This is a genomic window from Siminovitchia terrae, from assembly GCF_003605405.2.
Lineage (GTDB): Bacteria > Bacillota > Bacilli > Bacillales > Bacillaceae_C > Siminovitchia > Siminovitchia terrae.
In genome coordinates this window covers 68,501-94,389 of sequence record NZ_QYTW02000011.1, presented here as the reverse complement: position 1 = coordinate 94,389, position 25,889 = coordinate 68,501, and the positions used below count along the sequence as shown (strand labels likewise).

The 25,889-nt window shown below is 40.4% G+C and carries 21 protein-coding genes, 2 pseudogenes, 1 riboswitch and 1 other annotated feature; of the genes and pseudogenes, 15 read left to right on the top strand and 8 right to left on the bottom strand.

The features are described 5' to 3' along the window. Nucleotides 1-17: 17 nt before the first annotated feature. The 5 genes from D5F11_RS12525 (at nucleotide 18) to D5F11_RS12505 (ending at nucleotide 5,572) form a co-directional block, all read left to right on the top strand. Nucleotides 18-509, top strand: a complete 492-nt coding sequence (locus tag D5F11_RS12525; RefSeq protein WP_120116648.1) for a PCYCGC motif-containing (lipo)protein — start codon at nucleotides 18-20, stop codon at nucleotides 507-509. A gap of 548 nt (nucleotides 510-1,057) precedes the next feature. After that, nucleotides 1,058-1,777: an NAD-dependent protein deacylase gene (locus D5F11_RS12520; protein ID WP_185830669.1), complete on the top strand. Its 720-nt coding sequence runs from the start codon at nucleotides 1,058-1,060 to the stop codon at nucleotides 1,775-1,777. A 90-nt stretch (nucleotides 1,778-1,867) separates the two neighbouring features. After that, nucleotides 1,868-3,250, top strand: coding sequence for a 23S rRNA (uracil(1939)-C(5))-methyltransferase RlmD (gene rlmD / locus D5F11_RS12515; RefSeq protein WP_120116650.1), 1,383 nt, complete (start codon nucleotides 1,868-1,870; stop codon nucleotides 3,248-3,250). Between the two features lie 433 nt (nucleotides 3,251-3,683). After that, nucleotides 3,684-4,667, top strand: coding sequence for a tRNA dihydrouridine synthase (locus tag D5F11_RS12510; protein ID WP_120116651.1), 984 nt, complete (start codon nucleotides 3,684-3,686; stop codon nucleotides 4,665-4,667). 710 nt (nucleotides 4,668-5,377) lie between these two features. Then, entirely contained in the window at nucleotides 5,378-5,572 is a 195-nt protein-coding gene (locus D5F11_RS12505) for a YwbE family protein (RefSeq protein WP_120116653.1), read from the top strand. 386 nt (nucleotides 5,573-5,958) lie between these two features. Here D5F11_RS12505 and D5F11_RS12500 read toward each other — a convergent pair whose 3' ends face one another. Together D5F11_RS12500 and D5F11_RS12495 are read right to left on the bottom strand one after the other, a co-directional pair. Further along, nucleotides 5,959-6,351 (bottom strand): rhodanese-like domain-containing protein, encoded by a 393-nt coding sequence (locus D5F11_RS12500; RefSeq protein ID WP_120116655.1) that lies wholly within the window; start codon nucleotides 6,349-6,351, stop codon nucleotides 5,959-5,961. Nucleotides 6,352-6,368: 17 nt separating this feature from the next. Then, nucleotides 6,369-6,788, bottom strand: a complete 420-nt coding sequence (locus D5F11_RS12495) for a MarR family winged helix-turn-helix transcriptional regulator (RefSeq protein ID WP_120116657.1) — start codon at nucleotides 6,786-6,788, stop codon at nucleotides 6,369-6,371. Nucleotides 6,789-7,228: 440 nt separating this feature from the next. After that, a riboswitch (purine riboswitch) is annotated at nucleotides 7,229-7,330 on the top strand. A 160-nt stretch (nucleotides 7,331-7,490) separates the two neighbouring features. Here D5F11_RS12495 and D5F11_RS26430 point away from each other — a divergent pair. From D5F11_RS26430 to D5F11_RS12480, 4 genes and pseudogenes are all read left to right on the top strand, one after another. Continuing rightward, nucleotides 7,491-7,637, top strand: coding sequence for a hypothetical protein (locus tag D5F11_RS26430; protein WP_185830668.1), 147 nt, complete (start codon nucleotides 7,491-7,493; stop codon nucleotides 7,635-7,637). A gap of 18 nt (nucleotides 7,638-7,655) precedes the next feature. Continuing rightward, on the top strand, nucleotides 7,656-8,243 hold the full coding sequence (locus D5F11_RS12490) for a xanthine phosphoribosyltransferase (RefSeq protein WP_120116661.1): 588 nt from the start codon (nucleotides 7,656-7,658) through the stop codon (nucleotides 8,241-8,243). Then, nucleotides 8,240-9,544, top strand: coding sequence for a nucleobase:cation symporter-2 family protein (locus D5F11_RS12485; protein ID WP_126646572.1), 1,305 nt, complete (start codon nucleotides 8,240-8,242; stop codon nucleotides 9,542-9,544). The genes D5F11_RS12490 and D5F11_RS12485 overlap by 4 nt, the downstream gene beginning before the upstream one ends. A 286-nt stretch (nucleotides 9,545-9,830) precedes the next feature. Beyond that, nucleotides 9,831-10,097 (top strand) — a binding site (T-box leader). 91 nt (nucleotides 10,098-10,188) lie between these two features. Then, nucleotides 10,189-11,457 (top strand): annotated as a pseudogene (locus D5F11_RS12480) (DUF5915 domain-containing protein); the annotation flags it as partial. An 88-nt stretch (nucleotides 11,458-11,545) separates the two neighbouring features. On the opposite strand, the gene D5F11_RS12475 reads toward D5F11_RS12480, so the two are convergent. After that, complete coding sequence (locus tag D5F11_RS12475) at nucleotides 11,546-11,683, bottom strand: YjzC family protein (RefSeq protein ID WP_221768453.1); 138 nt, start codon at nucleotides 11,681-11,683, stop codon at nucleotides 11,546-11,548. 391 nt (nucleotides 11,684-12,074) lie between these two features. Here D5F11_RS12475 and D5F11_RS12470 point away from each other — a divergent pair, with 391 nt between their 5' ends. Beyond that, on the top strand, nucleotides 12,075-12,488 hold the full coding sequence (locus D5F11_RS12470; protein WP_120116667.1) for a MarR family winged helix-turn-helix transcriptional regulator: 414 nt from the start codon (nucleotides 12,075-12,077) through the stop codon (nucleotides 12,486-12,488). Nucleotides 12,489-12,715: 227 nt separating this feature from the next. After that, a complete protein-coding gene (locus D5F11_RS12465; protein ID WP_120116671.1) occupies nucleotides 12,716-13,381 on the top strand; it encodes a hypothetical protein in 666 nt (221 codons plus the stop codon). 498 nt (nucleotides 13,382-13,879) lie between these two features. Here the strand turns inward: D5F11_RS12465 and D5F11_RS12460 are convergent, their stop codons facing one another. Beyond that, a complete protein-coding gene (locus tag D5F11_RS12460) occupies nucleotides 13,880-14,593 on the bottom strand; it encodes a MerR family transcriptional regulator (RefSeq protein WP_120116674.1) in 714 nt (237 codons plus the stop codon). A 170-nt stretch (nucleotides 14,594-14,763) separates the two neighbouring features. Between D5F11_RS12460 and uvrA the strand changes: the two genes are divergently transcribed. Next, on the top strand, nucleotides 14,764-17,220 hold the full coding sequence (gene uvrA, locus D5F11_RS12455) for an excinuclease ABC subunit UvrA (protein WP_120116677.1): 2,457 nt from the start codon (nucleotides 14,764-14,766) through the stop codon (nucleotides 17,218-17,220). Between the two features lie 690 nt (nucleotides 17,221-17,910). Here the strand turns inward: uvrA and D5F11_RS12450 are convergent. From D5F11_RS12450 to D5F11_RS12440, 3 genes and pseudogenes are all read right to left on the bottom strand, one after another. Then, nucleotides 17,911-18,111, bottom strand: a pseudogene (locus D5F11_RS12450) (electron transfer flavoprotein subunit beta); the annotation flags it as partial. Between the two features lie 154 nt (nucleotides 18,112-18,265). Beyond that, nucleotides 18,266-19,429 carry an NAD(P)/FAD-dependent oxidoreductase gene (locus D5F11_RS12445; protein ID WP_120116679.1) on the bottom strand — a complete coding sequence of 388 codons (1,164 nt, stop codon included), beginning with the start codon at nucleotides 19,427-19,429 and terminating at the stop codon, nucleotides 18,266-18,268. Between the two features lie 67 nt (nucleotides 19,430-19,496). Next, complete coding sequence (locus tag D5F11_RS12440) at nucleotides 19,497-20,282, bottom strand: SDR family NAD(P)-dependent oxidoreductase (RefSeq protein ID WP_120116681.1); 786 nt, start codon at nucleotides 20,280-20,282, stop codon at nucleotides 19,497-19,499. Between the two features lie 508 nt (nucleotides 20,283-20,790). Here D5F11_RS12440 and D5F11_RS12435 point away from each other — a divergent pair. Beyond that, nucleotides 20,791-21,804, top strand: a complete 1,014-nt coding sequence (locus D5F11_RS12435) for an ornithine cyclodeaminase family protein (protein ID WP_120116683.1) — start codon at nucleotides 20,791-20,793, stop codon at nucleotides 21,802-21,804. Nucleotides 21,805-22,406: 602 nt separating this feature from the next. Here the strand turns inward: D5F11_RS12435 and D5F11_RS12430 are convergent. Continuing rightward, entirely contained in the window at nucleotides 22,407-23,888 is a 1,482-nt protein-coding gene (locus D5F11_RS12430) for a sodium/proline symporter (protein ID WP_120116685.1), read from the bottom strand. A gap of 234 nt (nucleotides 23,889-24,122) precedes the next feature. On the opposite strand from D5F11_RS12430, the gene D5F11_RS26425 reads away from it, so the two are divergent. Together D5F11_RS26425 and D5F11_RS12425 are read left to right on the top strand one after the other, a co-directional pair. After that, nucleotides 24,123-24,293 (top strand): hypothetical protein, encoded by a 171-nt coding sequence (locus tag D5F11_RS26425; RefSeq protein ID WP_185830667.1) that lies wholly within the window; start codon nucleotides 24,123-24,125, stop codon nucleotides 24,291-24,293. 358 nt (nucleotides 24,294-24,651) lie between these two features. Next, complete coding sequence (locus tag D5F11_RS12425; RefSeq protein WP_120116687.1) at nucleotides 24,652-25,854, top strand: CdaR family transcriptional regulator; 1,203 nt, start codon at nucleotides 24,652-24,654, stop codon at nucleotides 25,852-25,854. Nucleotides 25,855-25,889 lie beyond the last annotated feature (35 nt).

The following is a 25,889-nucleotide window of genomic DNA, read 5'->3' as shown; positions in this document are numbered from 1 at the left end:
AGAGGAAGTCATACAGGATGAAGAAGCTGTTCATTGTAGCTTTGATCATGATAAATATGGTGCTGGCAGCATGTTCAAGTACAGAGAAGGAACACGCAGATGACCAACATGTGAGCGAGGGGCAGGAAATGCAGCACGGTGATATTCGGGAAGAGACAAGCGGCCCACAGGAATTGCCGGAATTTCTCGAAGGCAAGCCTGAAGACATGCAAATCGTTTACCAGGCGGCTGCACTCAATAAAGAACTATTGGAAAAAATGCCATGTTATTGCGGATGCGGAGAATCTGTTGGACACAAGGATAACTATGACTGCTTCATACACGATAATAAGGATGACGACCGCATTGTTTGGGATGACCATGGAACCAAATGCATCGTCTGCCTTGAAATTGCTGCCCAATCAATCAGCGACTATAAAAATGGCAAATCCATAAAAGAAATCCGAAAAGAGATTGATGAGAAATACAAAGAAGGATATGCGGAACCGACACCAACGAAAGAAGTTTAAGAATGAAGGGCACAGGCTGAGGTTTGTGCCTTTTTTGGTTAGAAAAAAATATAAGGTGAGAAATACTATACTTGTTGTGCGGAAAAGAAACGCTGTCCACTTTGAGAAGATACTGTCTCAGGTAAGAGGAATACTATCCGGAAAAAAGCAATACAATCCAGTTTGGCCGAGATACTGTCCAAAAAAATGAAATACTGTCCAAGAAAAAGGAATACTATCCAATCCTCAAGTCAACTAAGGGATTCTTTTCCAGATAATGAAACAGCCGGGCCCGCAGCACTTAAAAACCGCTGTTGGGTGGTGGCTGTGATATCCCGAGAGTTTTAGCTGTCTCCCTGGTATTGGGATGATGTGTAGGATATACGCTTTCCTTGATTCAATAATGAATCGAGTAAATGAGTTTATCGCTCATTTGATTCAAATTTGAAGCCTTATATAAGTGTTTGCTTCAATGATGAATCACAAGTAGCTGTTTCTCATATCAATCCAATTCATCCCCTCATCTTCCGTGCTATACTTGTATGAGAACGGAAAGGAGTGCTGAAACGGTGCTGCTTGAGAAATTGAAAGAATCTACTTATACCGTTGTGCTGACAGGTGCAGGTATGTCAACTGAGAGTGGACTTCCTGATTTTCGATCTTCCGACGGTCTTTGGGAAAAAGAGGATCCAAGCCGGATCGCAAGCACGGATGCGCTGAACCGCAATATCGAGAAATTTTTTGAGTTTTACCGTCATCGCGTCTTGGGGCTGCAGGAATGTAAACCGCATGCCGGACATGACATTTTAGCTAAATGGGAAAAAACAGGAATCATTAAAAGTGTCATTACGCAAAACGTTGATGGCTTTCATACTGAAGCAGGTAGCAAGAATGTGGCCGAGCTTCATGGAACTTTGCAAAAAGTTCATTGCCATTCGTGCGGGAAAGAATACGATAGCGACAAGTATGTAAATAAACAATATCAATGCGATTGCGGAGGCAAACTACGCCCATCTGTCGTACTTTTTGGAGAAATGCTGCCTGAAAATGCCCTGCTGAGGGCTACTGAAGAAAGTAAGAAGGCTGATCTCTTTATCGTTTTAGGTTCATCGCTGACTGTAACACCGGCCAACCAGTTTCCTTTGATAGCCAAGCAGAACGGAGCCTACCTTGCCATCGTTAACATGGAACCAACGGACCTGGACATTTATGCAGATGAAACGATTCATGGCCGTAAAATCGGAGAGTTGTTGGAAGAGCTGGACGAGGGACTGGTGACTCAAAAATAGTAGCGGAAGGCTTCAGCCTTCCTTATTTTTATGGTATCGACTCATATGGTACAATCGTAAAAGCACATTAGCTGGAAAAGGACGAAAAAAATGAGCAAACAATATGTACCTATTAAGAAAAATGATGAAATAGATGTGATTTTTGAAGATTTGACCCACGACGGAAAAGGCGTGGCCAAAGTAGACGGGTATCCGTTATTTGTAGCCAATGCTCTTCCGGGAGAAAAAGCAAAAATCAAAGTGTCGAAGCTGAACAAAGGCTATGGCTTCGGCCGTTTGATTGACTTATATGAAAAAAGTGAGTTCCGAATCGAACCAGCCTGTCCAATCTTTGTGGAATGCGGAGGATGTCAACTACAGCATCTCAGTTATGAAGGGCAGTTGCAAGCGAAGGAAAAGCAAGTGCGGGATGTACTGGAGCGGGTTGGCAAGCTGGAAAATGTAAAAGTCCATCCAGTTTTTGGAATGGAAAATCCTTGGCACTACAGGAACAAAGCGCAGGTGCCAATTGGAGAACATGAAGGTGGACTCGTTGGCGGCTTTTACAAACAACGTTCCCACGAAATTGTTGATATGGAAGCTTGCCTCATTCAGCAAGAGGAGAACGATGCAGTTTTACAAAAAGTAAAGTCCATCTGCGGAGAATTTGGAGTCAGGGCTTATAATGAAAAAACGCACAAAGGAACATTGCGGCATATTATGGTCCGTTCCGGAAAAGTGACAGGGGAAATCATGGTCGTATTGATCACCCGTACGCCGGACATTCCGAACAGGAGAAAACTCGTCGAAAGAATTGTGAAGGAAGTTCCGGGAATCAAGTCGGTGGTGCAGAACGTCAACACGAAGCGAACCAATGTCATCTTCGGTGAGCAGACGAATGTACTGTGGGGAGAAGAATTCATCTTTGACTATATCGGAGACGTGAAATTTGCAATCTCGACCCGCTCTTTTTACCAGGTCAACCCAGAGCAGACGAAGGTACTGTACGACAAAGCGCTGGAATACGCCGGATTGAACGGTGAAGAAACCGTCATCGACGCCTATTGTGGAATTGGGACCATCTCGTTATTTTTAGCGCAACGTGCGAAAAAAGTGTACGGTGTAGAAATCGTGCCGGAAGCCATCGAAGACGCAAGGAGAAACGCTGAACTGAATGGCATTACAAACGTGGAATTCGAAGTGGGAGAGGCGGAGAAAGTCATACCTCGATGGTATGAACAAGGTGTGAAAGCCGATGTTTTGGTTGTCGATCCCCCTAGGAAGGGCTGCGACGAAACCTTGCTGCAGACCATTATTGAAATGAAACCTGAGAAAGTCGTCTATGTGTCATGTAACCCAGCTACTTTGGCGAGGGATCTCCGGGTTTTGGAAGATGGTGGATATGAAACCGTGCAGGTGCAGCCTGTGGATATGTTTCCGCAGAGTGTGCATGTCGAGGCGGTGGCGTTGCTGCAAAGACGATTGTCCCACTAAATATAAACATTTCTCAGGGCGGGGGATTTCGGTGATTAACTTTTTTGTTATACAAAAATGTAAAGCAAAAATCTTTTCCGATTGCAGCCCTGATTTTGTGAAGAAATACTTTTCCTATTTCGAGGCTGTTTCATGCTCAATCCCTTGTCCTTCCTGGATTTTCTCGTTATTTTTGAAGACATTATTTTAAAATGTGAAAAAATGCGGAAACCTGGACAATATGTCTATATCTGTGTCTCAAATCACCTCAACTTCCCCGATTTTTTTGCACTATTTATTTGTTAATATTAAAATGTATAATGATTAAAATTTACTGTTATTTGATAAAAGGTACTTAAGCACGATATAGGTGTAATAAAAGCAGGGAAATCCTTGCTTTTTATTTTTGGGGACAAGGGCTTGCCCAGGTGTCCGATAATGAGAGGATTTGAATATGAAAGATAATTTTTGGCGTGATTTACCAAGGCCGTTTTTTGTACTGGCACCAATGGAAGATGTGACAGATGTTGTTTTCCGCCATGTAGTGAGTGAAGCAGCCAGACCTGATGTGTTTTTTACAGAGTTTACAAACACGGAGAGTTATTGTCACCCACAGGGGATTCAGAGTGTGCGTGGGCGTTTGACTTTTACAGAGGATGAACAACCAATTGTAGCCCATATATGGGGGGATAAGCCTGAATACTTTCGGCAAATGAGTATTGGTATGGCGAAACTAGGCTTTCGGGGGATAGATATCAATATGGGCTGTCCTGTACCTAATGTGGCACAGAATGGGAAGGGAAGCGGCCTTATCCGTCGTCCAGAAGTTGCGGCAGATTTAATACAAGCAGCAAAAGCAGGAGGACTACCCGTAAGTGTAAAGACAAGGCTTGGCTACACGGATGTAGACGAATGGCAGGATTGGCTGACACACATATTGAAACAAGACATTGTCAATCTATCCATTCATCTGCGTACAATGAAGGAAATGAGTAAAGTAGATGCTCATTGGGAGCTGATCCCGGAGATCAAGAAACTGCGTGACAGGACGGCACCAGAAACATTTTTGACGATCAATGGGGATATTCCTGACCGTCAAACTGGCTTGAAGCTCGTTGATCAATATGGTGTTGATGGGGTTATGATTGGGCGTGGTATTTTCAATAATCCATTTGCCTTTGAAAAAGAGCCGAAAGATCATAGCAGTAAGGAATTGCTTGACCTTTTAAGATTGCATCTGGATCTCCATGATAAATACTCAAAATTAGAGCTACGTCCGTTCAAGGCTCTTCATCGCTTTTTTAAGATATATGTCAAAGGATTTCGAGGGGCGAGTCAATTAAGAAATCAATTAATGAGTACAGAGTCAACAGATGAAGTGCGTGCGATGCTCGATAATTTTGGGCCAAAGAATCTTGATGAAATGGGGGAACAGTAGATGATGTGACCCCCTGTATAAAATCGGGGGGCTTTGGTTCAATTCTTATGGCCCCAAACTGATTCATTCGGCTGGTTTTCCTGGTTGCTTTATTTAAGGAAATTAAGCAAATGGAATGGACTTAAATTCATTGTTTTTCTTCGCATTCGCTTTTATTTCAACAATGTAACCCAAAAATAAACTCTTCTTACATAAAATAAACATTTCCGATTTCGGGGTCTTTTTCTGTACAAACCTTTGCTGCTCCAGTCTTTACTCGATGTTTTTCTTCCTTCCATTATCGGTGGTCTATATTTTAAAACCGAAAAAAAGGTGAAAAAACAGGCGGAAAAGTGGCGGAAAAACAGGTAAAACTTTATCCTGAAAGTATGAAAAAGTGGTTTGGGATGAAATCTTAATTTTCACTCGAACGGAGGAATGCGGGTTGAGGACGGGTGAAATGGGAAGAGTATATTTTGGTTGCACAGAAATTGTCTCACTAAAATTGTTGGGATTTTCTGTCTGATCCTTTGATCTGTTCGGTTTTCTTTCTTTGTGATACATTGAGAAAACTTTATTTTAAATACGAAAAAAGGTGAAAAAGGGCGGCATTTTCCTCGAATTGGAGGGAAAATCAAGTTCTATAGGAAGTCTTTATTTATCGGCAATGGAATGGGGTTTTGTGAGAAAGTTTATTTTTGTTGCACAAACATAGGTAAGGAGCGGTTTTTATGTCGGGAACTAAACGAGAAAATATAAAACAAGGTACCAAAGTAAAAGTTGTACAAAAACAAGACCAGCGTTCTGGAAAATTAACAGAAGGTGTGGTTCTGGACATATTAACAAACTCAGCCACTCATCATCATGGTATTAAAGTCCGGCTTGAAAGCGGCATTGTTGGTAGAGTGAAGGAAATATTGGAGTAGTATACTACCCCAAGTTGATGTTTTCTTATATATCATTTATCCTATTTTGGGAGTAGTGGCCAGCCTATACGATTAAGTATTTCTTCCATTTTTCATCCGCGTTACATTAATAAAAAACTTTGGGTATTGCACGCAATAAGATCTAAAGTTAATATCCTCAATTCAATAATTAATTTCGATTCCAACCCCGATTTCGTGAAAATAAACATTTCCGAAGTCGGGGTCTTTTTCTGCTTAAACCCGGAATAGAACAAAGATTTCGGGTGTTTCCTCGTGTGCAATAATTTGAGAGGAATTTATTTAAAATACAAAAAAAGGTGAAAAAAGGTTTGCATGGTCTCGTGAAGCAACACCAATCCAATCCAATGCCTATTCAATGGGCAGAATTAGCACTTGCAGCTATCAGAAATATTATTATTTTTAGTCAAATCCGAAACAGGAAAGTTCATCTCCTTCCAAGCTGCAATACCTCCGGTCAGTTCTTTCACTTTATAGCCACGTTCTAATAAAAATGAGGCTACTTTGGCGGCTGTGTTACACCAAACATCCCAACAGTAAACAATAATTTCCTTATCTTTCGGTATTTCATTTAAACGATCTTGCAGCTCTTGTTGAGGAATAATGTGTGCATCCTTAATTGTTAAAGTTTTTACATGATCAGGACCATTTCTCACATCAATCAAAAAGTATTTATCTGGCTCGCTTGACGCTAATTTTAAATAATCCATAGGGCTAATTGTTGCTTCTAGACGTGCATTAAAATACTCAAGTGCATTCATAATTGTTACCTCCAGTTTTATAGAGTAATCCAAACTTTAATAAGGATCTCTTTCAATAATTGTTTTTCTGGCTCGCTTAAAGGGGCTAAAATTTCTGATTCTGTATGAGTCAAAAACTCCCAACGTGAGTCTAATACATCTTTTCCTTTAGCTGTAAGCAAAAGACTATAAGACCTTCTGTCATTTGGATTCTTTGTTCTCTCTACATATCCTAAACCTTCTAAGTGGTCAATATGACTAACCATTGTCGTTCGGTCGATTTGTAGTTTTTCAGAAATATCTTTTTGTGAACAATGAGGGTTCCCTTCAATAAATAAAAGAACACCATATTGTCTAGCATTAATCTCAAATGGAGAAAGGCCTTCAACAAATTTAATTTCCATTTTTTGAAGAACTTTTCCCAGCAAAAAACCATAGGATTGATTCCACTTTTCCATTAATTAATATACACCTCCGAATATTAATCAGCACATTATATAATCAGTATAACTGACTATATTTCGAAATTCAAGCAGAGGATATTCAATAACACATCAAAGAAACTATAGAAAAGCTTGCTAAGAAAGAGACCCAAACTCCGGGGGCTTTAGTTAAATTAGAAATGATCAAACTTTATTTTTTAAATAGATACTTTATCCCCTATCGGAAAACTATATTTTAAAACTGAAAACGGGTAAATATTCATGAAATTAAGGAAAGGTATGGTTCGGTAGGATATCTTTATTTTCACTCGGACGGAGGAATGCGGGTTAAGTGGCGGATAAAATGAGAGGGGTTTATTGCCAAACTTTTTAATTCGTATCTATGGATAGGATCCTTTTTCGATTACCTAAAAGTAATGATTGAAAATCCGATTAGACATGCTATAATAACAATATTCTACAATATATGACACACTCATATAATCGCAGGAATAGGGCCTGTAAGTTTCTACCGGTTTGCCGTAAACAAATCGACTATGGGTGGCAAGTGATTGGAAAAATAAGATTATGTGGAAATCTTGTTTTTCTATTTCTTTAAGAATTAAACTCGAAGACTTTGCTACCCTGCATTTAAAGAGGGGCGTTGTCTGCGAGTTTTTTGTATTTTAACTTCATTCAGCAGAAGTCTTCTTCTGTAAGTGGTGAGATGAATGCATATTGGATTTCATTCAGTGGGGGTTCAAACCTCGGCTGAATAAAGTTAAAGCCTTCGGCGGATGTCACAGATTTTCAGAGGATATTTATCGAGCGGAGCTCGATAAAATCTGGGCGCAAATACGCCAAGGCGCATTTGATATCAGTTAGTTGAAAGGGGACAACATTGTGAAGGCATTACAGGAAAAAATTGTTACAGAAGGAAAAGTTTTATCAGATACGGTGTTAAAAGTAGATTCGTTCTTGAATCATCAAATAGATCCACATTTAATGAAGCAGATTGGCGAAGAATTTGCCGCTCGCTATCAGGAAGCCGGTGTTACAAAAATTATTACAATCGAGTCATCCGGTATTGCTCCAGCAACGATGGCTGGACTTATAATGAACGTCCCTGTTGTATTTGCGCGGAAAAGGAAATCATTAACGTTATCTGAAAATCTTTATACTGCCAAAGTCCACTCTTTCACCAAAAAAGAAACAAATGAAATTTCCATTTCCGGTGATTTTATTCAACAAGATGATGTTGTATTGATTATTGATGACTTTTTGGCAAATGGACAAGCTGTTTTGGGTTTACTGGATATGATTGAGCAAGCAGGAGCAAGACTTGCGGGAGTTGGAATTGTTATTGAAAAAGGTTTCCAATCAGGTGGTCAATTGATCCGGGGTCGTGGAATTCGGGTTGACTCACTTGCAATTGTGGCCTCCTTACAAAATGGAAAAGTCGAATTTATGGAGGAGACTTCCACCTTATGAAAAATGCACTGAAGTCGACCACATTAGGAATCCAGCATCTATTGGCTATGTACGCAGGTGCTATTCTTGTTCCGTTAATTATTGGAAATTCGTTGGGATTCGATCATAAACAATTAACGTACCTTGTGTCGATTGATATTTTAATGTGTGGAGTTGCAACACTCTTACAAATCATAAGTAACCGATTTATCGGTATAGGCCTTCCCGTTGTGCTTGGCTGTACATTTACTGCGGTAGGTCCGATTATGAAAATTGGTGAGGAATTTGGTATATCTGCTATTTATGGTTCCATCATTGCCTCTGGCTTGATCATCATGTTGATTAGTGGTTTTTTTGGCAAATTGATCAAGTTTTTTCCGCCTGTTGTAACAGGTTCCGTTGTGACTATTATTGGGATTACGCTAATTCCAGTAGCAATCAATAATATGGGCGGTGGCCAAGATGCCGCAGACTTTGGATCATTGTCGAATATTCTATTAGCTTTTGGAACCTTACTAACGATTATTATAATCTTCCGTTTTTCCACAGGCTTTATTCGGTCCATCTCTATATTGCTCGGTCTTGGTGTTGGTACAATTGCAGCTAGTATCATGAATAAAGTTGATTTTATGCCAGTGCAAGATGCGGCTGTTGCACAAATCGTAAGGCCCTTTTATTTTGGATATCCAACATTTGAATGGTCAGCTATCCTAACGATGACAATAGTTGGAATGGTATCTTTGATAGAGTCTACAGGTGTTTATTTCGCCTTAAGTGATATTTGTGATAAGAAGTTGAGGGAAGATGACTTGGCAAAAGGCTATCGTGCAGAAGGGCTAGCCTCCGTCATTGGAGGTCTCTTCAATGCTTTTCCATATACAACATTTTCGCAAAATGTCGGTCTAATTCAAATGTCAGGTGTTCGGTCTCGAAAAGTAATTTTTATTACGGGTTCCATGTTAATCGCCCTTGGATTCTTGCCCAAAATTGCCGCATTTACAACCATTATTCCAACATCTGTCCTAGGGGGAGCGATGATGGCGATGTTTGGGATGGTCGTTTCTCAAGGGATTAAAATGCTGGGTAAAACTATTTCTGATTCTCAAGAAAACTCGATGATTATTGCTTGTTCTGTCGGCCTCGGTCTCGGTGTTACAGTTGCGCCTAACTTATTTTCAGCACTTCCATCAGGACTGCAAATATTGACAAGTAATGGGATTGTTGCGGGCAGTGTAACAGCGATTGCACTTAATATTTTATTTAATATGTTGCCAAATCGAAAACGGCAGGAAACTGTTGTTGTATCAAAGCGAAGTGCTTAAGCAGGTTAATTCATTTTGAAAATCATGTAGATGAATGGAACAGACAAAGAAGTTTTGTGGAGATGGTCATTTTAGATTTTGCAGGAATGCCTTATTTTGGGGTAATACAGGCGATGAAAACGAACCAGAAATTTATGTAGCGTCAAAGTGCTCTGCCGGATGTTGCATATAAGGTTAAGAGAAATAGATGTGAGTGGATCAAGTTGTTATTTTCAAAGTAAAATGAGTCTAACATTCATGTTTGACTTATGAATTTTTCTTTGTTACTATGAAGAACAATTTCATATTAAATTCTATGACGAGAAAGAGTAGTTATGTTTATCTTATCTACAGAGAGTTGACGATTTGCTGAAAGTCAACGTTAAGACCATAATGAAAATCCTCTCCGAGAAGCAAAGTTGAAAGTACATTAAACTTTGACGGCATTCTACCGATACCCAGGACACGTATGATAGTGCGTAGTGTGATATTAACTGATTAAAACCAACCACTACTGTGGTTTTTTTTATTTTGTTGATTGAAGGTTTTATCCTGATATAAACTCGGCCCTGCGTAAGTGGGGGCGAGTTTTTTTATTAAAATGAGAAATGAGGCGATGATGTTGAAGGAGTCTAGTGTTGAAAGAGAATTAAGAGTTCGTAAAAGCTGATTCACTAAGATGGGCTTTGTTAGCTGACAGTTCACCATGGAATAATAAACGTTTTTCTAAAAAAACTGTCAGTCATGCCAAGTCCAAAGTTATAGATACACTTTTGAATGTTTATTCCTTTTACTCAATGTATGCGGAAATTGATCAATTTAATCCAGAAAGTGACGTGGGTGGGGTTCAGACAACTCTCGATAAATGGATTATTTCTCGCCTAAATACTGTTATTAAGGAAGTTACACAAAGTATAGATGACTATGATATAACCAAAGGGGCGAGATCAATTTCAACATTTATTGATGAACTTAGTAATTGGTACGTAAGGCGTTCCAGGCAACGTTTTTGGAGTAATGGCATGACTGATGATAAGAGGTCAGGATTTAGCACCTTATATGAGGTCTTAAAGAAGTTGTCACAGCTCATGGCTCCTTATACACCTTTTGTTACAGAAGACATATACTCAAATTTAGTGAAAGATAGTGTTCATTTATCAGATTATCCTATACTAGATGAAACTCTTATTGATAAGCAATTAGAGTAGGATATGAATGCTGTCTTAGAAATAATAGAACTTACACGTTCAGTTAGAAATACAGTGGGGATAAAAACAAAACAGCCATTAGCTCAATTAGTAGTAATTCCGTCAGAAAAAGTTACGTTATCTCAGTTACAAAAGTATTCGTCGATTATTAAAGAAGAAATGAATATAAAAGAAGTGGAATTCAGGAAGGATTCCCAGGATTTGTTACAGCTTGATCTAAAATTAAATTTTTCTAAAGTTGGCCCAAAGTTAGGTAAACCAGTTGGAGAAGTAAAAAATATAGTTGATAAATTAGATGAAGAAAATAAGAAAAAATTCATTGGTGACAAAGAAATACAGTTATCATTGAATTCAGGTGAAACTGTAACTCTTACAACAGAAGATGTACTTGTTGAAAAAAAAGGAAGAACAGGTTATGAGTTATCAGAAGGAAGTAATTTTATTGTCCTATTAGAAACAACATTGACGCAAGAATTAAAAGAAGAAGGATTGGTAAGAGAATTCGTTCGAGCTGTTCAAAGCTATCGGAAAGAATTGAATCTTCCAGTTGATCTAAGAGTAGATCTTTTTGTTCAGACTGATTCGTGGCTTCAAAAAGTATTGATTAAATTTGATGAATTAGTTCAAAGAAATCTCATTATTAATTCGGTTCATTTTGAAAGTAAACCAGATATGAAAAGTTTCACGGTAGAGGGAATTGAAATAAAATTGTACATTAAATCATAGGACGGCCCCTGCTTAATTGATAAGAAAAAGCTGATTCTCTGGGTTTGTCAAATAGAGTGTACTTACACACTTTATTTGACAAACCCTATTACTTTTCCCATTTTTTACCTTTTTCTAGAGTTGGAGGAAGTCTATCACCTTTGTCTATAGTGACAATCCTAGGATTATCGACATTTCCCCCTCTAGGACCGACCTCTTTGTATTTTCCGGGCCTTTGAGTGTCCATACCAGGCTTTATTAAATTAGATATTGAGATAACCTCCTTTCTTTTGTAGTCGTTCTACTTTTAAAGTTTACCTAGGAATCTTATAAAGTGGGTAGCCGAAGACAAAGGGATTTAGGTAAGACACGATTTCCATGATAAAAAGTCGGTATTGAAACGGCAAGGAATTAAGGAATAACCTTCTACATCCCAAATTGGTCACATACTCGGAATGGATGGGGATATGAAGAAATCTATGGTGCTGACTTTTCCACTCTATTTTCCAAATGCCCAAAATATCTACTACATTGTTTATCGTCACCCATAAAAGTAAGAAATTGTTGGCGGTCGCAGGGATTAATTATATACTTACCATATATTTTAAGTAATAAATATTTTAATAGGCTGTGATAATATGTCGGAAAACGATCAAATGAACAAAGTAAAATTAATTATGAGTGAGATGCTTGAACTACAACAAAAATCCAAGAGATTTGTAAATTTACTTTCTGAAGGAGAATCACTCTCCCAAAACCAGCTTATTCTTCTTTTACAGTTAGAAATCAATGGTGGAATGAAAGCAACTGATATTGCTGATTTTTTCAATGTGACCCCTGGAGCCGTTACATCAATGTGCGATAAACTGGAGAAACTGAATTTAGTACAACGGGTAAGAAAAAGTGAGGATCGAAGAGTTGTAAAAATGGTTCTAACAAATATAGGTAGGGATAAGGTTCATGAAATATTTTTGAAATTCCCACAAGAAAAATTAACCAATATAGCAAAGGTACTAATGGATATCAATAAGTTAATGAATAAAATTTTTTAAGGATTTCACGATGTTGAAATCTTTTTTTTATTGTATGAGTAGATGTATGCCTTGCTTCAGTTTCTTCTAGTACTTTCCTTGCCCTACATTTTTTAGTGGTAGCTCGTATTAAATAGGGGTATATAATGGGATCTTCTATTCTTGCCACAATAAATCTGATATGATTTAATTAATATATATTTTAGTAAGTGAAATATATATTAATTAAACTATGGTGGTGTTAAAAAATGAAAGATGAACAAAATCAGAAGTTACGTAGCATAACCCTTACAAGTGGCACTATTAAAGATTTTTCAACAACATATGAACTATTAAAAATTCGTGGCTCTGTTGCTTTCCAGCAGGATATACATACTAATAAAATTTCAACTCATGGACATAGCTCCTTTCAAAATGATGTTGTAGCAGATGTTTTAAAAAACTCAGGATCATGTGTTTTAAAAAACAATTGCGATATTAAAGAAATTGTAAATACAGGTAATATAAAAATTAAAAAAGGGCAAACAACAAAGATTAACAGTTCTGGAAAGTTAACGGTAGAAGAAATTATTCAATCGGAAAATGTTGATTTAATAGGCATTGTTCAAGCGAAGGAAATTATTACAAAAAAGTTTCAGTTAAAATTATCAGGTGAAAGTGTTATTGAACGGCTTATAGCTGATGAAGCCTATGTAGAGAAGGAAAGGGTAACGTTTTCTTTATTAAGGAAAAAACTATTCTGCAAGTATATAAAAGCAGGTTGCCTGCGAATTTCCTATACAGATGCGGAAATTGTTGAAGGGGACACGGTAGTAATTGGTAAAAATTGCAATATCCAAAAACTTTATTATAAAGAAAATTATACAATCTCTCCAAACGCTAAAGTCCAACATATCATAAGGAGTGAAAAATAATGAACCTTAAAAAATCATTTACTCCTTTCTCACTAACAATCCCTGTCCTTCCATCCTTTACGTAGGATTAATAGTTAGTACGATCATTTGCATGCTTGCTGGGATACTGAGAACATTCGGTTTTGAGCAAATCGAAAACGGCAGGAAACTGTTGTTGTATCAAAGCGAAGTGCTTAAAAGGTAAAAACACAAGTCCTATTTAGCTTGAGGGATTAAATTCGCAAGCAAATAGGACTTTTTATTCTCCGTGAATGGCAAACGGACTTGTTATCGATATGATGTTTTGGGGAAGGTGTAAAATGTACTCTACACATGTCGAGGCGGTAGCGTTGCGTCAACGGCGACCCAGTAAAAACATCTCTCAATCCAACCCCTATTTGGTGATAATCAACATTTCCGAAACCGGGGTGTTTTTCTGTGCGAACCCTTGCTGCTTCAGTCTTTTCTCTTATTTGTAAGGAGATTTCCCTAAAAACAAAAAGAAACTGATTCCATATCTTAAGAATCATTTTCTTTTTTCTTGAGCAGCTCAATTAATTTGTATAAGTAATATGCTCCACGAAGTTGTTGTTCGATTTGGTGGTCCATATATGCCAAGGAATCCATTGTAATTTTTCTTGCTTCAGAAATACTATGTTGGTTGATTTTTTCTAAGACTTCTCTGACTGAATCAAGGAAATAGAGAGAGGGTTGGACGGTTCGAATAATTAATAAACGGCGAATATCTTCACGGTCATATACACGATAACCACTCTCCGGATGTCTACCAGGTTTAATTAATCCTTCCTTTTCCCAATGTCTAAGTGTTGAAGCAGGAACCTCTATCTCCTTTTCCACTTCGCCAATCGTATACCACTTTTTACTCCTTCTATCCAAAAAATTTTGTATATTTTCAGGTTTCAAAATTTCCAATGCTTTTGTTGCTTGTTCTTTTCTTTGAAATAAACTGGCTTGGACTCTATTTACTTCCCATAAGGCTTGAGTAAATTTATGCTTTTGAACCATTGGCATTATTTTTCGAACTGTTGTCATCCCAAAACCATGATACATTGCTCGTATACATTGGAAATATGCCTCGTGTTCTTCCGTATAAACACGATAGCCATTTGATTTCCGTTTGGCTGGCGGAACGATCCCCCATTCTTCATAATGACGTAATGCACTTGTGCCTACATCTAGTTTTCGAGAAATATCTATTGGTCTTAGTTCCATATGAACCTCCGGGAGTCACATTTTGTGCTGAAGATTAAATTAAAACATTAAAGCTCCATGACGAGATTGTTAGTTTAAAACTCCGCCATAATAGTAACATAATGCATAAAACCTTGCACTTGCATAAATGTTGTATGCTTGATTTAGAAGTTGAAAAGGAGGCGTTAGGTTTGAACGATGTCATTCATGTAAAGGGTGCAAGAGAAAACAACCTAAAAAATCTGTCGGTAACTTTACCAAAAAATAAACTGGTTGTGTTGACAGGTCCATCCGGTTCGGGAAAGTCCACACTTGCGATGGATACTCTATTTAAGGAATGTCAAAGACAGTATTTAGAATCTATGGGGTTACAAGGGATAAATAAGCCAAAGGTTGATTCGATGAGCGGACTTTCTCCGGCCATTAGTATCAACCAACAAAATACAAATAGAAATCCACGTTCAACTGTAGGTACAGTAACTGATATGTACACAAGTTTACGGATGGTTTTTGAAAAACTTGGTCAGAGACATTGTCCTGTTTGTCATCATGAAATTGATCCAACATTTAATTCTGAAGAGATTGAAAAAGAAGAAGGTAGTTTTAAAGAATACATTTTCTGCCCCAACTGTCATGATCGTATGGAAAAATTAACACGGACCCACTTTTCTTATAATAAGACGGAAGGAGCTTGTCCTACTTGTAAAGGGCTTGGAGAGACTGTAGACATACATCAGGAATCTGTCTTTCACCAACAACTTTCTATTGAAGAAGGAGCAGTTGATTTATGGAAAGGCCGTTATGCTGAATGGCAGATATCTGTTGTAAAAGCTGCAATGTCTTATTATGGTGTACCACTTGAAGAAAGAGTTCCTTTGCAAGAATACAGCCCAGAACAAAAAGCAATTCTATATTACGGTGTAGAGAGTGAAGAAGTGAAAGAGCACTTTCCTGATATGAAGCCTCCCAAAACTGTTGAAAAAGGTAAATTTGAAGGTGTTTTAACTGGAATGTGGAGGAGGTTTACAGAAAAGTCCGGTTCATCTACCGAGGCGGAAGAGTATTTTTATTCACAAGTTTGTCCTGATTGCGAAGGAGAGAGATTAAATGAAATAAGTAGAAATGTAACAGTAGAAAATATGACAATTCCAATGTTAGTCAGCCATTCTTTGGAAGAAATGTTCAACTGGACGCTTCATCTTGAGAAAACATTAGATAAAAAAAGTTACAAACTCGTTGAAAACTTTATACAAGATCTGAAAACGAAACTTACCAGAATAATAAAAATTGGGCTAGGCTATTTGACATTGGATCGTCAAGTAATCACTCTGTCAGGAGGAGAAGCACAAAGGTTAAAATTGTCCGCCCTTCTTGATTCAGCATTGACAGGTGTACTTTATATCATGGATGAACCGACTGTTGGACTGCATCCAAAGGATACCATGGGTCTAGTAAGTGTATTAAAAAGGCTAAGAGATTTAGGAAATACTGTTTTACTTATTGAGCATGATGTAGATGTAATGAAAGAAGCAGATTATATTATTGATATTGGACCAGGAGCGGGTAAACAAGGAGGAACAGTAGTTGGTCAAGGTACTCTGCAAGAGTTGATCAATATAGAAAGATCTGTGACAGGAAAGTTTTTACGTGAAGAAGGAGTTATAAAGAAAACATATCGAGATGGAACTGGCGAAGGTATAACTGTACATCATGCAGAGGTACATAATTTAAAGGATGTAACAGTAACTTTCCCAATTGGTTGTCTCACAGCTGTGACAGGTGTGTCTGGTTCAGGGAAATCGTCACTCGTTTTTGATGTTTTAGCAAAAGGCGATAACAAAATACATGAAGGCTTTGATAAGGTAACAGGACTTGACCATTTTGACCAGATGATCATAGTTGGTCAATCCCCACTTAGCAGGATGAAACGATCCAATATAGCAACTTATATTGATGTGTTTACACATATTCGAGGTATTTTTGCTAAGGATAGATCTGCGAAAGCAAAAGGGTTCTCGGCAAAGCACTTTTCTTTTAATACTGTAGGTGGGCGTTGTGAAAACTGTCAAGGGCTGGGGTATGTAACAACGAATATGCTCTTCTTTCCAGAGATGGAGGTGGTTTGTCCCGTTTGTCATGGCAAGCGATTTCAACAAAAGGTACTATCCGTAAAATATAATGGGCTTTCCATTAATGATATACTTGAAAGTTCTATTCTGGATTGTTCAAGTATTTTTAAAGAAGAGAAAAAAGTGAGAGGAGTTCTCGAATTACTTGTTGAGATAGGTTTGGGTTATTTAAAGATGGGACAATCATTAACGACCCTATCAGGTGGGGAAGGGCAACGGCTAAAACTAGCAAAAGAACTAATAAAGCAAGGAAATAAAAGGTCATTATATTTATTAGACGAACCAACAACTGGTTTACACCCAAATGATGTCACTCAATTATTAAAACTCTTGAATCGTCTCGTAGATGCAGGTAATACGGTTATTTTGGTTGAGCATAATAGCCAAATGATTAAAGGAGCTGACTGGATTGTTGATTTGGGGCCAGAAGGAGGAGATCACGGTGGTCAAATTATTGCTGAAGGAACACCGGATATAATTGTCAAAAATCCAAAATCTTATACAGGCAAGTATTTGTAACTGTAACATATATTATGATTTAACTTCATTAGGCAGAAATCTCCCACTTCTATAAGTGGTGAGATGAATGCCTATTGGTATTCTATTCAGTGAAGGTTCAAACCCCGGCTGAATAAAGTCAAAGCCTCCGGCGGATGCCACAGATTTTCAGAGGAAATTTATCGAGCGGAGCTCGGTAAAATCTGGACGCAAATACGCCAAGGCGCAGTTGATAAAAAAATCTTCTTAATTTAAGAGGTGGAAAGGATATTTTGCTAAGAAAGTGAGCTTTCCCTTAACTCTATAGGGAAATTCTTTGCAGTGAGAATTCCCTTTGTAATTAACTAATAATAATCGGGGGCGCTGGATAAATTCATTTATCCAGCGCCCCCGATTAAAATATCCTTTTTATTTATTGTCTTCAAAAACAGCCTTTTCCAAATTTCTGCGACGTTGATCCGCACGTTCGTTTTGAAAGTATTTTGGAGTATGTTCACCTTGTAGCAGCTAGTCTAATAGATTATATAAAAATATGAAGCCCTTAAGAACGTCACGGTATTCTTAAGGGCTGTACTGCAGGTGCCAGGCACCCGTATAATCCTGAATTATGTCTAAATTGCGCGGGTTCTTGGCACCACAACAACTCTACGCAATTTGCGTCCGTCAGCCAGCTAAGGCCGGCTCTTTCTTTAATTCCTCAATAAGGACCGGAATCACTTCTGCTTTGTCTGCCCCCATGGCAAGGGCGGTGCGAAGCTGCTTTTCCGCTTCTTCATCGCCTGCGGTGATGACCGTCACTGCCCCGCCGTGCATGTCTCGAAGGCTGACCGCCTCTTCCACTGCATATTCATCGTAAGGATTCATAATAAATTCGGCGTTGCTGTCGTCGATAGCGTCATTTGCAATCACGATGTTTTCTTCCGAATCAAATGTCCGTCAATAATACAAAAATCCATTATAGACCTCCGCGCAATCAGATTATAGTAAATCCATGCCGAACCTGGGAAAAACAGAATCTGTTTTGGCAGCTGTGGAAATATTGGCGTACCGCAAGCCCGGTAAGTGATTAATGAATGGCTGTTTCAAGTATCAACTGGTTATTGGCAAATCTTTCAACAGAGAGGGAAGACAGATCCATTGTTTCATATTTTCCAAGACGGATCAGTTCAGATAACCCTTTTCCCGCTGCAGGTGCTTGCTGGAACCCATGTCCGCTGAAGCCGGTAATGACGTAATAGCCATTCATTTCCGGATGTCCGCCGATAATCGCATTCTGGTCTACTGTATTGAAATCATATAATCCAGCCCAGCTACGTTCCACTTTCAGCTGTTCGAACAGCTGGCTTCTTTCATAGAAAATCGGCCATACTTCCTCTTCGAAAGTGGACTTATTCGAAGAGAATTCAAAGCTGTACGGATCTTTATGAGGCATACCAGTAATTACCTTCTCTCCTTCTTCGCGGAAGTAGAATCCGGTCGGATCGAAAACGAGCGGCAGTGATTTAGAGAATTTCTTTGTCAAATCCAGGCAGAAAATCTGATAGCGGAACGGCTTAACAGGAATGTTGACTTCGATTGTCTCGCTCAGTGCGCCTGACCATGCGCCGCATGCATTGACAACGATCGGAGCATGATACTCCTCTCCAGATTCAAGTCGGACACCTGTTACTCTCCTGTTTTCAGCAAGGAGTGACTGGACTGGTTGGTAGATATAATCCACTTCCATGGATCTCGCTTTTTTCGCATAGAACTGAAGGATTGTATACGGGTCCATGTATCCTGCATCTGTATCAAATGTGGCTCCGGCCAGATCCTCCGTATTCAGTTCCGGAACGATATGATGGATTTCTTCCACGGACAGGACTTCCATGTTGGCTCCGCACTGGTTTTGGAAGTTGGCTTCCTCTATCAATCTCTGCATTGTTTCGCTTGTACCGAGGTACAGATACCCGTTCTGCTTGAAATCGATCTGCGGTGTTTCGCCATTCACTTCCATCTCTTTTGCAAAATTTTTGTAAAAGTCCAGACTGTAACGGCTCATCTGTATATTGATTTCCGTTGTGAAAGAAAGGCGGATACCACCCTCACTCCGCGGAGTGGAAGAGAATTCGTACATCTGATCTTTCTCAAAAACCGCAATGCTTCCAGTGAATCCGTCTTTGCGCAGGTTGTAGGCCAGACTGGAGGCCATGATGCCTCCGCCAGCAATAATGACATCATATTTATTCATTTGAACCATCCTTTGCAAGGCATATTTTCATAAATGCAACGGTGAAGTGGTAAAAGGAAGATCGGAATTAGTCAAACATCAATGGGCGTGCGATTTTGTTGACGGCTGCCCCATCTACCATGAGTGTTTGTCCGCTGACATAAGAGGCTTCGTCCGAACACATGAACAGGCAGGCGTTGGCAATATCGTCTACTGTTCCGATTCTTCCCATTGGCTGAAATCTGAGCGTTTCTTCAAACGCTGCGTCGGGATCCTCCAGGCTGGCGAATGTTTGATGGAGTAGTGGGGTGTCCACTGAACTTGGGCATACAGCGTTTACGCGGATATTCAGTGGGCCGCAGTCAAGGGACATCTGTCTTGTAAGGGCGGTCATTCCTCCTTTTGATGCCGCATAGGCTGCTAGTCTTGTAATTGTTTTCTCTGCATGCCAGGAAGCGATATTGACAATGGCTCCGCCGCCGCGCTTTTCCATCTCAGGGATTGCATATTTTGAGCAAAGGAAAGCTCCTGTCAAATTGACTCCGATCACTTTATTCCATTCTTCAAAAGAGGTGTCTACAGCTGATTTCCGAATGTTGACCGCAGCATTATTGACGAGGAGATCTACCCCGCCAAAATGTTCGGCTGCTGTGCTGATCAAGTTTTTTACATCCTCTTCGCTGCTAACATCCGTTTTGACGAAAAGACAGTCAATTTCTTCGTCGATAAACCGGTCTATTACCAGTTTACCTGCTTCTTCGTTCACATCGGCAATGACAACCTTTGCTCCATTCTTTCCGAACGTCCGGGCGATCCCTTCACCAATTCCTTGGCTCCCGCCCGTAATAATTGCCACTTTATCTAGTAATCTCATTCTGTAACCCTCCAGTTGTTTTTCCGAAATTCGGACCAAATAGACCTTTTTTCGGAATTCGTTAAAGTGATTATATTATAAATTTTCTACCTTTTGCAAGCGTTTTTTTTAAATGTAGGAGAGTGGAGGATGTTGTCTATGTGAGGGTGTGGGCGGTATTTAGGGGAGCGGATGAGATTCTTTTCCATAAATAAGATGGCGGGCCATGGAAAAGCCTGAGTATTTGTTAAGAAATACCTAAGAAGAGGCGGCTGGAGAGGCTGCAAAGTGTGGATTTTTTAAAGAGAGAGCTGTTAAACCGCAAGAAAGAAATAAAAAGTTAGCAAAATAGATAAATTACAAGCGCCTTTTTTGTTGATTGTGCCCATATGAATTTCCGTTCTAAGTCGTTATAATGATAGATTAGTCAGTTATTTCTGAAATATAGGCAAGCGGTTGTCGTAAAAAGTAATGTAGCTAATACTGCTAGTCTGTTAACGATGACTGCTGATGCGAAGGAGGGTAATCCATGCTGATCATTAATGCTGAGGACCAGCAAAAGCTGCTGAATATGTCCGAAATGGTAGAAGTTGTAGGCGAGTCGCTGAGAGAATATTCGGCTGCTGGGACCACAACACCGGTTCGGACTGTCCTACAGTTGGAGAAAAAGGAAGGCAATGCCATATTCATGCCTTCTGTCGCGGAGGGTTTAAAAAGTCTTGGAATGAAATATGTTAGTAATTTTCCCGGGAATGCCGTTCTTGGGAAAAAATCTATCAACGGAGTGGTGTTGTTGGTAGATACTGATACGGGAGAGCCGCTTGCACTGTTAGAGGGCTCTTATTTGACGGTTATGCGGACAGGCGCGCTTTCAGGGGTGGCATCCAAATATTTGTCCCGTGCCGATTCGGGAGTTTTGGCTATTCTCGGTACTGGCGAGCAGGCGATCGGGCAATTCAAAGCAATCAAGGCAGTACGGGATATCACCCAGCTGAAATTATATAACCGGACGCAGGAAAAGGCCGAAATCCTTGCAGAATATATTCAATCGAGACATGAAGTGGCCATATCTACCCATTCTGATTCCGATGAAGCGATACGGGGAGCGGATATAATTGTGACGGCCACAAGCTCTAGCAAGCCTGTCTTTTCGGAAACTCTTGAGCCTGGTGTCCATGTCAATGCGATTGGCTCCTATACCCCATCCATGCAGGAGTTGCCTAGCCATGTCATAGCAAATGCGGGCAAGGTGGTAGTGGAATCAATCAACTCAGCATTGGAAGAAGCAGGCGATCTGCTGATTCCAATCAATGAAGGAAAATTTCATAGAGACAGCATCCATGGGGAGCTTGGACATATCATCAGTGGTCAGCTACCGGGGAGGGAGCACGAACGGGAGACTACGGTTTTCAAATCGGTCGGACTGGCTGTAGCTGATGTGGTCGTTGCCAGATACCTTTATGAAAAAGCACTTAAGGAACAGGTTGGCCAAAAAATTTCATTGGATGCACTTTCTCCTTTTTCATCGAAAATGGAGGTTTGATAACAAATACCGGAGCTTCCAAGCGGGGATTTGGCCTCATGAATTTTAACTTCATTCAGCAGAAGTCTCCCACTTCTGTAAGTGGTGAGATGAATGCCTATTGGTATTCCATTTAGTGGGGGTTCAAACCCCGGCTGAATAAAGTTAAAGCCTCCGGCGGATGCCACAGATTTTTATAGGAAATTTATCGAGCGGAGCTCGATAAAATCTGGGCGCAAATACGCAAGGCGCATTTGATATAAAAACAGAGGAACCGTCCAGAACTTCACGGAAAGTGATGCCTGGGCGGTTTTCTGTGTGAGTGAAGTTTGGGGAGGGGGCAAAGCTCAGCAAACGTGCAAATTGTGAACACCGAAAAAAGCGATTTTATGAAATAGTCATGAGACGTATAAATCGTATTTATCTAAAGCAAGAGGTCCCATGGTGATGCCTTGAGTCCTGTGAATCTTGGTCATCAGCAAAGAGGAGTTTCAAATAACCGCCATGGGGGCATGCCAAAACATGAACATCTGCCAAGAGACGCCTCAAGCCCCCCTCCTGCGGACTAACACTGCAGCAAAAAGCGCCGGGGTTGAAATACCCGACGCTTATTCGCTGCGAGGTTAGACGTTGATCGCATTTTCGGCAGATATTTCCTTTTCGTCTTTGGCAGCTGTTGTCTGCTTCTCGGGGAATAATAGACTGAAGACAATACCGAACGCGAGAGCAATAAAGAATGTTGTGAACCGGGAGGAGATGATTTCTTCAAGCGGCGTGGAGATCCACACGACTGTTGACACAAATCCGGAAATAATTGTTGCGATGACTCCGGCTCCGGAATATTTTTTCCAGAAGAACGTAAGAATGATCGCAGGCGACAATGTACATCCGACTCCGGCCCATGCCCATCCGACAACGAGATAGACGAGCGATTTGGAGAAAAGGGCGATCATCAGACCGACGATTCCGGCTCCAACAATGGTCAATCTTGATACTAATACAAGTTGCTTTTCGGTCAATTTGATGCTGAGGGCATTACGGATAATGTCCTCACTTGCTGAGCTTGTAATAACTAGAAGTTGTGAGTCCGCTGTTGAAATGATGGCGGCCAGTATACCGGCAAGCAAGATGCCTGCTGCCCACTCAGGGAAAAGGTCGAGTATCATGAACGGTAGAATCGTTTCCACATCAGCGAATGCCTGTCCCTGGTAAAGGGTCAATGCAGTCAAACCGATGAGAAAGGCGCCTACATAAGCTAAAATAACCCAGACTACCGCGACAGTTGCCCCTGTCCTTGCCTCTTTCTTGTCCTTCAATGCCATGAATCGGGCGCTGAGCTGAGGCTGTCCGCCCAAGAATCCGAAGAACCAGGCGAAGTTATTGAAGAGCAGAATACCCAAAGCGAATCCTGTCAACCCGCCGGTCCAGGAGTCCATTGTCGGACCTGCAGCTACAACGGCATCCATGACTGATAGGCCTTCAGAGTTGATTTTGATTAAAGCCATAATGGGAAGTCCGACGAGTGTAATGAGCATCATGACACTCTGAATCATATCCGTCCAGACAACACCAACAAATCCGCCAAGGTACGAAAGTGCGATGACGATGGCAAAGCTGATGAGAATACCGGTCAGCGGTTTAATCCCAAAGACGGTGAACAATGTCTTTCCAGCTCCAGCAATCTGGGCGCCGAAGTAAAACATCATAAAGCTACCAATTAAGATTGTTGCTAGCCAAAGGATGATTTTTCCTTTTGATTCAAATCTTGCTGCAAGGTATCCAGGAAGTGTCATAACATTATACTTCTTAGCCTCGTCCATAAACCTTCTGGCGAGGAAGAGCCAGGAGAAGGCAACCCCCAATCCAATCCCGACCCCCACCCAGATGGCGGAGAATCCTGTCATGAAGACAAATCCTGTATAACCCAAGAGCAGCCAGGCGGATTCTCCTGTGGCCCTTTCGGAAAAAGCGAGGGCCCAGCCAGGCAATTTGCCGCCGCCGATCAGGAAGTCGGAGTGTTCCATCTCTTTCCTGCTGAAATAATACCCAATGGCGACCATGGCGAGACAGTAGAGGATGAATTCTACTAAAATAGTCGTATGCATATAATCTACTCCCTTTTTGTTTGATTGGGAAAATCCCAGTTTAATAAATCGGCAAAGACGTCAAGTCTGCTGGAGAGCCGATGTCTACCCTGGGAATTTAAACGTTTATAATTTCCCGTTGAAATGTTTGGCAGCCGATTTCACCCGTCGGCTTGGAGTTGATCAGTCCGTTTAAGAGTCCAATGAACGTTTAACTTCATTCAGCAGAAATCTCCCACTTCTATAAGTGGTAAGATGAATGCATATCGGTATTCCATTCAGTGGGGGTTCAAACCCCGGCTGAATAAAGTCAAAGCCTCCGGCGGATGCCACAGATTTTCAGAGGAAATTTATCGAGCGGAGCTCAATAAAATCTTGGCGCAAATACGCCAAGGCGCATTTGATATCCTAGTAAACCTTAAATAAGCTTCGATTGGGTAATAAAAATATAAGAACATGTAAAGCGCTTTCAAAAATGATTACTTCAAGGCTTGCACATTCGTTTGTCAGCACAGACCTCAGGGTTCATAATTCTCCTGAAGACCTGCCACGGATAAAGTCCCTCATATTCGTCAGATCATCCTGTCTTACGGAATGCAGCTCGGATTTTTTCTCTATCAGTCCTCCTCCAGCCTTCCTCGGCCTGTTGTTATGTACATGTAATTATAACTAAGTCTATTTCCCTTTCAAGAAACAACATGCACAAAATTTAGAATACTATATCGTCTGTATTTTGATATAATCATTGCTATGTTGAAGTCTTGACAGTTGGGAGGTAAAGGAAATGAAGCTTTTTGAGCAGGTTGCACAACCTCTAGTAGAACAGGCATCATCATTGCTGGGCATCTCTCTCAGTATTACAGACGAAAAGGGTATTATTATCGGTTCCGATAACAAAGACAGGATAGGGACATTGCATCCGGTATCTTCCCGGGTAATCGAAGAGGGGAGAGAGGTCGTCTTCACGAAAGAGCAGGTGGATAACATGGAGAATGTTCTGCCGGGAATTGCGGCTCCCATCTGCTTTGACCATAAGGTCATCGGTGTTTTGGGCATTGTCGGCGAGCCGGAAAGTGTCAGGAAGTATGTGAAATTTATCCACAGCCATATTGAGATGTTTCTCAGGGAGAGCTTCCGCACGGAGTCAGAGCTTGTCCAAATGAAGACGACAGAATTATTTGTACAGCACCTGATTCATTATGAGGATTGGAAGGATACAAGTAAACTTGAAGAATACTGCCAATTGCTCGGAGTGCATTTCAACAGATTGAGGGTATGCTTGCTGATTCATTTTCCTGTCCTTCAGGAATCATCCTCACAGGCAGACCCGCTGCAGACACAACTGCAGAGCCTGATCGGCTACTTGTTTCGGGAAAGTAATGAGGACATTGTCTGTCCTGTCAATCAAGAGCAGTGGGTGGTTTTCAAAATCATTGATTCGAAGGGTGAGCCGAAATTAAGAAGGACATGTGAAAGCGCCATTGGCAAACTGACTGCCTTTTTGGATCGAGAAGGTGTCCGTGGTCGGGTCACCATCGCTTATGGGAAAAGTTATATGGGACTGGAAGGGGCGGCTCGTTCCTATCAACAGGCCAAGAAAGCCATAATGGCTGGTCTGAGAAGTGACTCGGAGGAAAGTGTGTATTCTTTTGACAGCTGGTCCATCCTGCCGGATATATTTCTGGAAGATATCGACCTTCGCTTTCTTGAGCTGTTTGCCGACGATATACGGAACATTTGGGAGTTCCCCGAATCTGACATGCTGATTGAGACCTTTATCGCTTACTGCGAAAGTAGCATGAATGTCAGCAAGGCTGCGAGAAATCTCTATATCCATCGAAACACTTTGATGTACCGGTTGAACAAGATTAGTGAGCTGAGCCGAATTGACCCCCAATCGTTTGAACAGTGTATTGTCCTTTACATCGCATTGAAAAAAAAGGAGAGAAATCCGTTGTTTATGAAGGTGTCAGGAAAAAACTATTAATAAAATTTTAAAAATAAATTGAAATTTTAAAAGTC